Below are 10,622 nucleotides of genomic sequence, written 5' to 3'. Positions count from 1 at the left end.
CCACTTCTTTCTTTTTTCACATCCCGCCACCCCCCCAACTCCCCACCTCCTTTCCCTCCGTCGGCCGGTCCAAATGTGTATAAGAACCAGGGCTGGAAAACTCAGCCGGCCGCTTCGACCACCAGCGCACTGCCCTGCACCGCCACCACCCGCACCAGCGTGTCGGCCGGCAGCTCCGGCCCACTTACCTGCCATGACGCGTCGTCGATGCTGACCCTGCCCTGCCCGCCGACGATGGCCTGCTGCAATGGCACCACCCGCCCGACCAGTTGTTCAGCGCGACGATTCAGCAGCGGCGCGTCGCTCTGCCGTGCACGCGGCTTGCCCCAGTGCCGGTAGCACTGGATCGACAGCACGCTCAGCAGCACGAAGGCGACCACCTGCCATAGCACCGGAATATCGGCGAACACCGCTACCAGCGCGAACACCGCCCCCGCACCGATGCCGATCCACAGCATGAACGCGCCGGGCGCCAGCGCTTCGGCGGCAAACAGCAACAACGCCAACGCACCCCAGGCAACGACTTCCCAGCGCATGTCAGCCTCCAATCGGCGGCGGCCGCTTGGCCGGCGACCGGGTTTCCTGGTTGGACAGGGCCTGCTTGGCAAGCTCGGCCACGCCGGCGATCGAACCAATCACGCCGCTGGCTTCCATCGGCATCAACACCAGCTTCTGGTTCGGCGACGTGGCCAGTTCCTTGAACGCTTCCACATACTTCTGTGCGATGAAGTAGTTGATGGCCTGGACGTCACCGTCGGCGATCGCCGCCGACACCACCTGGGTCGCCTTGGCTTCGGCTTCGGCCAGGCGCTCGCGTGCTTCGGCGTCGCGGAATGCGGCCTCGCGCCGCCCCTCCGCTTCCAGCACCGTGGCCTGCTTCTCGCCTTCGGCACGCAGGATCTCGGACTGTCGGGAACCTTCCGCCTCGAGGATCTGCGCGCGCTTCTCGCGCTCGGCCTTCATCTGCCGTGCCATCGCATCAAGCAGGTCGCGCGGCGGCTGGATGTCGCGGATCTCGATGCGGTTGACCTTCACGCCCCAGGGATTGGTCGCATGGTCGACCACACTGAGCAGCTTGGCGTTGATCACCTCGCGCTGGCTGAGTGATTCATCCAGGTCCATCGAGCCGATCACGGTACGGATGTTGGTCTGCACCAGGGCGATCATCGCCACTTCCAGCACCGACACCTCGTAGGCGGCCTTGGCCGCGTCCAGTACCTGGAAGAACACCACGCCATCGACGCGCACGGCGGCGTTGTCCTTGGTGATCACTTCCTGGCCGGGCACGTCCAGCACCTGCTCCATCATGTTCACCTTGCGCCCCACCCCGTAGACGATCGGGATCAGGAAATGCAGGCCGGGCGACATCGTATGGGTGTAACGGCCGAACCGCTCGACGGTCCACTCATAACCCTGCGGCACCATCCGTACCGCCTTGAACAGGATGACCACGGCCACGAAGGCCAGTACCGCACTGAAGAACATGGTCGGGAACATCGCGCTTTCCTTATGGGAGACGTCCGGAGCCCAGCATAGCGCGCGGATGCAGGCAGTGCGGGGGCGGGACGTTCCAACGGAAAGCAGCCGAGCGTGGCCCGGCGCTACAGGATGGACCTGGTCAGATCCGGGTCGTGGCCAGGAAGCGCTCGCGGTCCTGCTGGGTCTGCCGGCGGATCTCGGCCAGCGCCTGGCTTTCGGTCGCCTCCAGCATCGCCTCGAACAGGCGCTGGAAGTGATGCCGCATCGCATTGCGTGCCGCGACCGGATCGCGTGCACGCAGACCCTCGAAGATCGCCATGTGCTCGTCGGCGCGGCTGGCGCCATCGTCATGGCACACCCGTGCATAGACCTCGGTCACCCGCGGCAGCTCGCTGCGCATGCGCCAGATCTGCTGCACCAGATACTCCACCACCGGATTGCCCGACAGGCGGGCGATGGCCAGGTGGAAGCGACGGTCATAGTCACCGGCTTCCTCGTCGGTGAGGTCACGCCGGCACAACGCTTCGGCCAGCACCTGCAGCTCGGCGATGCCGGCCTCATCGATATTGCTTGCCGCCAGCGCGGCGGCTTCCGCCTCGAACACGGCACGCGCAGCGGTGAGGTCGAAGGCGCTGATGTCGGGCAATCCACCGACGGCCTGTGCCGGGCGCGGTTTCACATAGACACCCGAGCCGATACGGATCGCGATCCAGCCCTGCGCTTCCAGGGCGATTTCCGCCTCGCGGATGGTGACCCGGCTGACGCCGAAGCGTTCGGCAAGCTCACGTTCGCCCGGCAGGCGCGAACCCGACGGATATTCGCCATCTTCGATCAGCTTGCGGAGCTTGGCGGCGATGGTCTGGTAGAGACGGTTGGCGGACATGCGGCTGACCCTTGGCGGTTCCCTCCGGGCCCGTCCCCGGCCACCGGGCACGGTGCGGGTCCGGTTGGAGCGACGGCGCGACCATTGGCCGCGCCGCCCTGTTCAGAACTTGTATCGTACACCGAAATACGCGCGCCGCCCGTAGCTCACCACCTCGCGGAAATTCCCGTAAAGCGGCTGGTACGCCACGCGTGGCTCGTTGGTCAGGTTCATCAGTTCCAGCGACAGCGACAGCTGCTTGTTCACCCGGTAGCGCAGGCGCAGGTCGACACTGGTGTTGTCATCGTAGTAACGGTTCTGCTGCGCCGTGTTGCCGGTGAAGTCCTGGTAATAATGCGAACGGAACTTGCCGATGGCCTGGATGTTGAACCGGCCCACATCCCAGTAGAGGGAACCGGACAGCACATGCCGCGAGAAGCCGCTCAGGCCGGCCGGCGGCACGATGGCCGGAATGATCGATCCATCGGCGGCCAACTGCTCGCCCAGTCGTGAATCCTGGGTCTGGTAGTCGGCGTCGGCATAGTTGTAGCTGACCTTGAAGCCGAGGCCGTCGAACGGCTTGGGCAGATACGAGAACCGATGGGTGGCACTGAGCTCGATACCGGTCAGGGTGCTGTCCTCGTCGGTGGTCACCTGCTGGCGCACCGGCACGGTCACCGTCTGTCCGTTGATGGTGTAGGTTTCCGGCACCAGCGCGGTGGCGGTGCCGCCGTTGAACTGCTTCCAGTACACCGCACCGGCCAGCAGCGTGTCCGGGTTCGCATACCACTCCAGCGAGACATCACCGTTCCAGGACATCAACGGCTGTGCGGCCGGATTGCCGCTGGCACTGATGTCGTCCAGCGCGTCGGCCAGGCCGGTATAGGTGGCATCGCTGCTGACATTGATGGTGCGGCCGGCGCCGAGTGCGGCGATATCCGGGCGCGACATTGCCCGGTACGCGCCCACCCGCAGCAGCAGGTCCGGCTTCAGCTCGAAGGCGGCGTTCAGGCTCGGCAGCAGTTTGTCGTTGCCCGCTTTGAACACCTGGGTGGTGAAATCACCCGTGGGCTGCAGGCGGATCGTGCCGTCGCCGTTGTCGATGATCGCCAGGTCGGTGCGCACACCTTCCGAGCGCACGTCGGTCTTGACCCAGCGCAGGCCGACATTGCCGGTGACCGGCAGCCCGAACAGCGTGCTGCTGAACTCGCCCATCAGGTACAGCGCGCGGGTTTTCTCGGTCACATCGACGTTGTTCGGATCCTGGAAATCCGGATCCAGACCACTGTCGCTGGTGCCGCGGAAGGACTCGTAGAGGCAGCTCGGATCGAAGTACGCCCACGAGGAGATCGTGTTGCCGCTGGCCGCATCCATGAAGTCATCCTGCGGGAACGGTGCACGGCAGGCACGGTTGGCGGCAATGATCTTCGCCTTGTCTGCCGCCACGCGCTGGTCGTAGTCGGTCACCAGGGTATTGTCGCGCAGGCGGTAGTCGGCCTGGCTGGCGCGCACGCCGCCTTTGATGCGGGTGAAGAAGCCGGACTCGGGCATGAAGCTGGCATCGAAGCGGCCAGCCTTGATCTTGTGGTCGTTCTCGGTAGCGCTGGAGGTCACCCGCGCTGCACCGGTGTAGGCGTCCCAGTTGTTCGGGTCGAAGTTCGGCGCCAACGCCACGCTCGGCACCTCGCCATGCCAGTCCCAGTCGTAGTCGACATAGCCGGTGGCGCCGCTGCTGATGCCCGGCACGATGGCGTTGTTGACGTCGCGCTGGTTGGCGCGCAGCCGGGTCATGCGCTCGCTGTCCAGGCGGTTGGTATGCGAATAGGAAAGATCGGTGGACAGCTCCCAGGCCGGGCTCGGGCGCAGGATCAGGTTGAGGCCGCCACCGGTGTACTCCTCGCCACGCCAATAGCGGTTGGAGGTCGAATCGATGGAGGTGCTGCCATGCAGGCGGCGGACGATGCCGTCCTCGTCCACGTCGCGCTGGGTGATGCCGCGACGTGCGTTGGACAGGCTCAGGTCGCTGCGGTTCTCGTCCCAGTTGCGCTCGGTATGCTCGAAATCGAGGTTGACCTCGACCACGTCGTTGGGCCGCCACTGGAGCGCCGCGAACTCGCTCTGGCGATCATTGCGTTCCTGCTTCATGCGATAGATGCGGCTGCTGGGCACCAGGTAATACGGTGCACCGTTGGCGATGGCCTGCGCGCTGACCTCACTGCAGTTGGCATTGGCCACATTCTGCTTGCCGTCGCAGGCATACCAGGTGGAACCGCTGGTGATGCTCTCCTCCGGATCGGTGCCCTCCAGCCGCTGGATGCCCAGCGAGATACCGAGCTTCTGGCCGTTGCCGAATTCGAACTGGTCGATGTAGCTGGCGGTACCGCGATAGCCGATGCCATCGTCGTCGCGGTACTTCTTGTCATACTCGGCCCAGCTGCCACGCAGATCGATCTGCGCCGAGCGCTTGCCGTACTCCAGCGGCTTGACCGTCTCCAGGCCGATGGTGCCGGCGACACCGCCTTCGATGATGTCGGCACGCTGGGTCTTGTAGATCGCCACCGTATTGATCAGCTCGGCCGGGAACATGTTGAAGTTCACCGAGCGGTCGCCGCTGCCGTTGGTGATCTCGCGGCCATTGAAGTTGGTGCTGCTGAGGAATGCGCCGAGACCACGGATCGAGATTTCCGACGCGCCGGTCTTGTCGCGGGTCGAGGCGGCACCGGTCAGCGTTTCGATCGCATCGGCCAGCGACGGCGCGGGCAGGTCGCCGATGTCATCGGCCGACAACACATCGGCGATCACCGTGTCGTCGCGTTTCTTGTTGATCGAACTCTGCATCGACTCGCGGATGCCGGTGACCTGGACCTGGTCCAGGGTGGTGGCGTCCTGCCCGGAACCGGTAGCGGCAGACTGCGCCTGTACGGCCGGCGAAGCCGCCAGCGCAGCGAGCAGTGCCACGATCAGTGGTGTGGGTGACAACGGTGTACGACGTACAACTCCGGCAGGTTGCCGCATGGTTTCCTCCTCCCAAAGGATCGCCCGGACGGTAGGCGTGGGACGCAGCTTCGACACGTCGACACAGAAATGTCAACCAACTGGACTGGATTTTTCGTAATACCTTTGATTCAGACCAGTTACAGACCATTTCATGTGCTGATGCAGCATGACTTTGCGCGCAACGTGGCTTACAACACACCCAGCAAGTGGTATGCACACCCACTCTGAAACCACGGCATTGCCGTCTCTGGAAGGACTTCATGCGCATTCAATCGACTTCGCACCGCCTTTCGAAACCTGCACTTGGATATTGCCTGGCAATTGGACTGGCAACATGCCTGACCAGTTCGCCGGCAACAGCTGCCAGCTGGCTCGTACACGACGTCGGCGCGTTCGCCACCGCCGCTGCCGCGCTGCAGCCCGGCGATGAGATCGTGCTGGCCGATGGCACCTGGACCGACGCGCGCCTGCTGCTGAAGGGCCAGGGCACGGCGGCCGCTCCGATCGTGCTGCGCGCGCAGACGCCGGGCAAGGTGATCCTCAGCGGGGCGTCGGACCTGCGTCTGGCCGGCAGCTACCTGCAGGTCTCCAACCTGGTGTTCCGCAACGGCTACACCCCGGGGGACGCGGTGGTGGCCTTCCGCGAGTCGAGCAAGGCGGTGGCCAGCCACAGCCGCGTCACCGGGCTGGTCATCGACGACTACAGCAACCCCGATGGCAGCGACCAGGACTACTGGGTGTCGCTGTACGGCAGCAACAACCGCCTCGACCACAGCCAGCTGCGTGGCAAGACCAACGCTGGCCCGACGGTGGTGGTGGTGCGCGATGCCACCCAAGGCCTGGACAACCAGCACCGCATCGACCACAACTGGTTCGGCCCGCGCCCGGCGCTGGGGGTCAATGGCGGCGAGACGATCCGCGTTGGCACCAGCGACACCTCGCTGAGCGATTCCAACAGCACTGTCGAGAACAACTGGTTCGAGGGCTGCGATGGCGAGACCGAGATCGTCTCCAACAAGTCCGGTGGCAACACCTTCCGCGGCAACGTGTTCTATCGCTCGGCCGGCGCGCTGACCCTGCGCCATGGCAACGGCAACCGGGTGATCGACAACCTCTTCCTCGGCGACGACAAGGCCGGCACCGGCGGCGTGCGCATCATCAATGCCGACCAGACCGTCAGCAACAACTACTTCGAACGGCTGGCCGGCTCCAGCAACCGTTCGGCGCTGGCGGTGATGGATGCACAGGCCAATCCGCCACTGTCCGGCTATGCGCCGGTGGTCAACGCAACCATCAGCCGCAACACGTTTGTCGACGTGGCGAAGATCAGCTTCGGCGTGGGCCATGACGAGGCCAAGGGGATCGTGGTCGCGGCCAGCAACAGCCACTTCAGCGGCAACCTGATCGTCAACCGCACCAGCAAGAACCCGCCGAATGCGGCCAGCTCGCTGGCCGGCATCGCCTTCAGCAACAACGTGCAGTCGCCGCAGGCCAGCAGCGTATTCCCGGGCGGGGTGAGCAGCGCCAGCATCGCCCTGCAGCAGGCCGCCAGCGGCCTGTGGGTGCCAGCAACGCCGCTGCCCACCATCGGCGCCGATCCGGCGCTGGCGATGACCCCGCGCGAACAGACGGGGGTGGACTGGTATCCCAAGGTGGGCGAGGTTGCCCTGTCACGCACCAGCACCGGAGTTGATCGATGAGGTTGCAGCCGCTGTCCCTGTGTTCCCACCGCCTGGCGCTCGCCCTTGCCCTGGCCGCTCCCTTCGCCCTGCTGCCGACCGCGCCGCTGCACGCTGCGCCTGCCGCAGCCGCGCGACAAGGCGATACCGCGCCGGTACTGGTGACCGCTGCGCAGTGGCAGCAGATGGCCAGCGAGGGCAGCCGTTATCCATGGTTCGCCAAGGAGCAGGCGCGTACGCAGCAATCGCTGCAGAAGATGATGAAGACCGGCATCGACGTGCCGGTGCCGAAGGACAAGGGCGGCGGTCGCACCCATGAGCAGCACAAGCGCAATTACCAGGCACTGCTGGCCGCCGGCACCCTGTACCGGCTGACCGGCGACAAGACCTATGTCACCTATTCGCGCGACATGCTGCTGCAGTACGCCAAGCTCTACCCGACCCTCGGCCCGCATCCGGAAGGACGCGGGCAGATTCCCGGCCGGGTGTTCTGGCAGGTGCTCAACGATTCGGTCTGGCTGGTCAATGCCATCCAGGGCTACGACGCGATCCGCGATGCGCTGTCGCCACAGGATCGGCAGATCATCGAATCGCAGGTGTTCCGGCCGATGGCCGAGTTCCTGGCCAGCGAGCCGAAGAACTATGACCAGATCCACAACCACGCAACCTGGGCGGTGGCGGCCACCGGCATGACCGGCTACGTGCTGCGCGATCCGGAACTGGTGGAAAAATCGCTGCGCGGCAGCCGCAAGGATGACCAGTTCGGTTTCCTGCGGCAGATCGATCTGCTGTTCTCGCCCGATGGTTATTACGAGGAAGGCCCCTACTACCAGCGCTATGCGCTGGCCCCGTTCCTGCTGTTCGCCAACGCCATTGAGCGCAACGAGCCGCAGCGGAAGATCTTCGCGCGCCGCGACGGCGTGCTGCTGAAGGCGGTGGACGTGCTGGTGCAGACCAGCTACGACGGACTGTTCTTCCCGATCAACGATGCGATCCTGGACAAGGGCATCGACACCGAAGAGCTGGTGGCGGGCATCGGCATCGCCTATGCGCAGGCCGGCGATGATCGTCTGCTGTCGATCGCGCAGCAGCAGAAACGCCTGCTGCTGTCACCGGAAGGGCTGCAGGTGGCGCAGGCGTTGGCGGCCAACAAGTCCAAACCGTTCGACTACCGGCCGATGCTGCTGCGCGATGGCCCGGACGGTGAACGCGGCGGTCTGGCGATCCTGCGCATGGGCGGCGAACGCGGCCAGGCGCTGGTGCAGAAGGACACCATGCAGGGCATGGGCCATGGCCACTTCGACAAGCTCAACTGGTTGTTCTACGACAACGGCAATGCCGTGGTGACCGACTACGGCGCAGCACGCTTCCTCAACGTGGAAGCCAAGCGAGGCGGCATCTACCTGGCCGAGAACCGCAGCTGGGCCAAGCAGACCGTGGCCCACAACACCCTGGTGGTGAACGAGCAGAGCCACTTCAAGGGCGACTGGAAGCGCGGCGAGGAACATGCGCCGCAGGTGCGTTTCTTCCAGGCCGACGCCGATACGCAGATCGCTTCGGCGACGATGCGCGATGCTTACCCGGGCGTGGTATTCACCCGCACCCAGGCATTGCTGCGCCACCCCGAACTGGGCCTGCCGGTGGTGCTGGACCTGCTGCAGGTGCATGGCGACAAGACCGCACGCTACGACCTGCCGCTGCACTTCAACGGCCACATCGTCACCACCGGTTTCGAGGCCGAGCATTTCCCCACCCAGCGCCCGGTGCTCGGCAGCGACAACGGCTACCAGCACCTGTGGCTGGACGCGCGCAGCAAGGCCGGCAGTGAGCCGCGCACGCTGGCGTGGCTGCTCGATGGACGCTTCTACACCTACCGCTTCGGCAGCAGCGCGCCATCGCAGGCGTTGCTGGTGGAAAGCGGTGCCAACGATCCCGAATTCAACCTGCGCCGCGAGCCCGCGCTGCTGCAGCGCGTGGAAGGACAGAAGGATGTGACCTTCTTCAGCGTGCTGGAACCGCACGGCGAGTACAACGGCACTGCCGAGTACGTGCACGGCGCCGACAGCCGCATCAAGCAGATCGTCCGCACGCGCGGCAGTGATGCCGAGGTGCTCGAACTGCGCCTGGCCAGCGGTGCACGCATCGCACTGGGCGTGGCCGACGACAGCAACGCAGAGAGCGAACACAGCGTGACGGTGGATGGCCATGCCTACCGCTGGAGCGGCAGTCATGCGCGCATGGACCGCAGCAAGGGTGACGCACGATGAACGGCCCCTCGGCCGTGGCCACGCTGCGCAAGGTGCCGGTGCGCTCGGCCGTGCGCTGGCTGATCGTCGGCCTGATCGCGGTGGCCACGGTGATCAACTACATCGACCGCAATGCGCTGGCTGTGATGTGGCCGGAGATCGCCAAGGAAGTCGGCGCGACCAAGGACGACTACGCGCTGCTGGTAACCGTGTTCATGCTGTTCTACGCCGCCGGCCAGTTCCTGTTCGGGCGCCTGTTCGACATGATCGGGACGCGGCTGGGGTTCGCCTTGTCGATCAGTGTGTGGTCGATCTCGATCGCACTGCATTCGGTCACCCACTCCATGCTGTCCTTCAGCGTGGTGCGGGCGATGCTGGGCATCAGCGAAGCCGGTGCCTGGCCCGGCGCGGTGAAAGCCAACGCCGAATGGTTCCCCGCGCGTGAGCGCGCCCTCGCACAGGGCATCTTCAACGCAGGTGCGTCCATCGGCGCCATCGTTTCGGCGCCGGCCATCGCCGGCCTGTACCTGTGGCTGGGCTGGCGCGGCACCTTCGTGCTGGTCGGTGCACTTGGCTTCCTGTGGCTGCTGCCGTGGCTGTTCGTCTATCGCGCCGGCCCGGACAAGCACCCGTGGGTAAGTGACGCCGAGCGACGCCTGATCATGGAAGACCAGGCGGGCCAGCAGCGCGCGGATGCGCCCAAGGTCAGCGTGCGTTCGCTGCTGGCCCACCGGCAGAGCTGGGGCATGCTCGCCTGCCGCTTCCTGCTGGATCCGATCTGGTGGCTGTTCGTATCGTGGCTGCCGATCTATCTGGCCGAGACCTTCGGCTTCGACATCAAGCAGATCGGCCTGTTCGCCTGGGTGCCGTTCGTCGGCGCCATGCTGGGCAGCCTCAGCGGCGGCTGGCTGTCGGGGCGGCTGATCCATGCCGGCCATGGCGTGGACCGCGCACGCAAGCTGTCGATTTCGCTGGGCTGCGTGATCATGGCACCGGCCCTGCTCGGCGCGGTACTGGCCAACCAACCGCTGCTTGCGGTGCTGGCAATCGCTGCGGTGCTGTTCGGTTTCCAGATCGCCATCGGCAACATCCAGACCCTGCCCGGCGATCTGTTCGACGGCCGCTCGGTCGGCACGCTGGCCGGTCTCGGCGGCCTGGCCGCAGTGGCCGGCACCTTGATCACCACCTGGCTGGTGCCGGTGCTGACCCGCCATTCCTATGCACCGATCTTCATCCTCGTCGCCGCACTGGTGCCACTGTCGCTGGTGGCGCTGTGGTGGTGGACCGGACCGATCCACAAGCTCGACCGCAACGACGGTTGAGCCCCCTTTCCCTCGCATTCCCCCGCAAACCAAGGAG

General features: G+C 65.5%; 7 protein-coding genes. 3 read left to right on the top strand and 4 right to left on the bottom strand.

All coding sequences use genetic code 11. The annotated features are described in order from the left end of the window. Window positions 1–101: 101 nt before the first annotated feature. The 4 genes from GIW57_RS20060 to GIW57_RS20045 form a co-directional block, all read right to left on the bottom strand. Complete coding sequence (locus GIW57_RS20060; RefSeq protein WP_236512490.1) at window positions 102–536, bottom strand: NfeD family protein; 435 nt, start codon at window positions 534–536, stop codon at window positions 102–104. Window position 537: 1 nt separating this feature from the next. Beyond that, window positions 538–1,497, bottom strand: coding sequence for an SPFH domain-containing protein (locus tag GIW57_RS20055; RefSeq protein ID WP_089236512.1), 960 nt, complete (start codon window positions 1,495–1,497; stop codon window positions 538–540). 121 nt (window positions 1,498–1,618) lie between these two features. Beyond that, complete coding sequence (locus tag GIW57_RS20050) at window positions 1,619–2,362, bottom strand: FadR/GntR family transcriptional regulator (RefSeq protein WP_089236513.1); 744 nt, start codon at window positions 2,360–2,362, stop codon at window positions 1,619–1,621. A gap of 102 nt (window positions 2,363–2,464) precedes the next feature. Further along, window positions 2,465–5,356, bottom strand: coding sequence for a TonB-dependent receptor (locus tag GIW57_RS20045; protein ID WP_236512488.1), 2,892 nt, complete (start codon window positions 5,354–5,356; stop codon window positions 2,465–2,467). Between the two features lie 242 nt (window positions 5,357–5,598). Between GIW57_RS20045 and GIW57_RS20040 the strand changes: the two genes are divergently transcribed. The 3 genes from GIW57_RS20040 to GIW57_RS20030 are packed head-to-tail and all read left to right on the top strand — an operon-like array spanning window position 5,599 to window position 10,585. Then, complete coding sequence (locus GIW57_RS20040; RefSeq protein ID WP_236512486.1) at window positions 5,599–7,038, top strand: polysaccharide lyase 6 family protein; 1,440 nt, start codon at window positions 5,599–5,601, stop codon at window positions 7,036–7,038. Further along, window positions 7,035–9,284, top strand: coding sequence for an oligoalginate lyase (locus tag GIW57_RS20035; protein WP_236512484.1), 2,250 nt, complete (start codon window positions 7,035–7,037; stop codon window positions 9,282–9,284). The genes GIW57_RS20040 and GIW57_RS20035 overlap by 4 nt, the downstream gene beginning before the upstream one ends. Further along, window positions 9,281–10,585 (top strand): MFS transporter, encoded by a 1,305-nt coding sequence (locus GIW57_RS20030; protein WP_236512482.1) that lies wholly within the window; start codon window positions 9,281–9,283, stop codon window positions 10,583–10,585. The genes GIW57_RS20035 and GIW57_RS20030 overlap by 4 nt, the downstream gene beginning before the upstream one ends. Window positions 10,586–10,622: the final 37 nt, after the last annotated feature.

Source organism: Stenotrophomonas sp. PA-6-5C (assembly GCF_021605635.1).
Lineage (GTDB): Bacteria > Pseudomonadota > Gammaproteobacteria > Xanthomonadales > Xanthomonadaceae > Stenotrophomonas > Stenotrophomonas lactitubi.
The sequence above is the reverse complement of the archived record's forward strand: the minus strand, read 5'-3'. Positions and strand labels throughout refer to the sequence as shown.

Excerpts from the sequence above, each read along its gene's own strand:
- GIW57_RS20055 (WP_089236512.1), bottom strand. The coding sequence starts at position 1,497 with ATGTTCCCGACCATGTTCTTCAGTGCGGTACTGGCCTTCGTGGCCGTG.
- GIW57_RS20035 (WP_236512484.1), top strand. The coding sequence starts at position 7,035 with ATGAGGTTGCAGCCGCTGTCCCTGTGTTCCCACCGCCTGGCGCTCGCC.
- GIW57_RS20045 (WP_236512488.1), bottom strand. The coding sequence starts at position 5,356 with ATGCGGCAACCTGCCGGAGTTGTACGTCGTACACCGTTGTCACCCACA.
- GIW57_RS20050 (WP_089236513.1), bottom strand. The coding sequence starts at position 2,362 with ATGTCCGCCAACCGTCTCTACCAGACCATCGCCGCCAAGCTCCGCAAG.
- GIW57_RS20040 (WP_236512486.1), top strand. The coding sequence starts at position 5,599 with ATGCGCATTCAATCGACTTCGCACCGCCTTTCGAAACCTGCACTTGGA.
- GIW57_RS20030 (WP_236512482.1), top strand. The coding sequence starts at position 9,281 with ATGAACGGCCCCTCGGCCGTGGCCACGCTGCGCAAGGTGCCGGTGCGC.
- GIW57_RS20060 (WP_236512490.1), bottom strand. The coding sequence starts at position 536 with ATGCGCTGGGAAGTCGTTGCCTGGGGTGCGTTGGCGTTGTTGCTGTTT.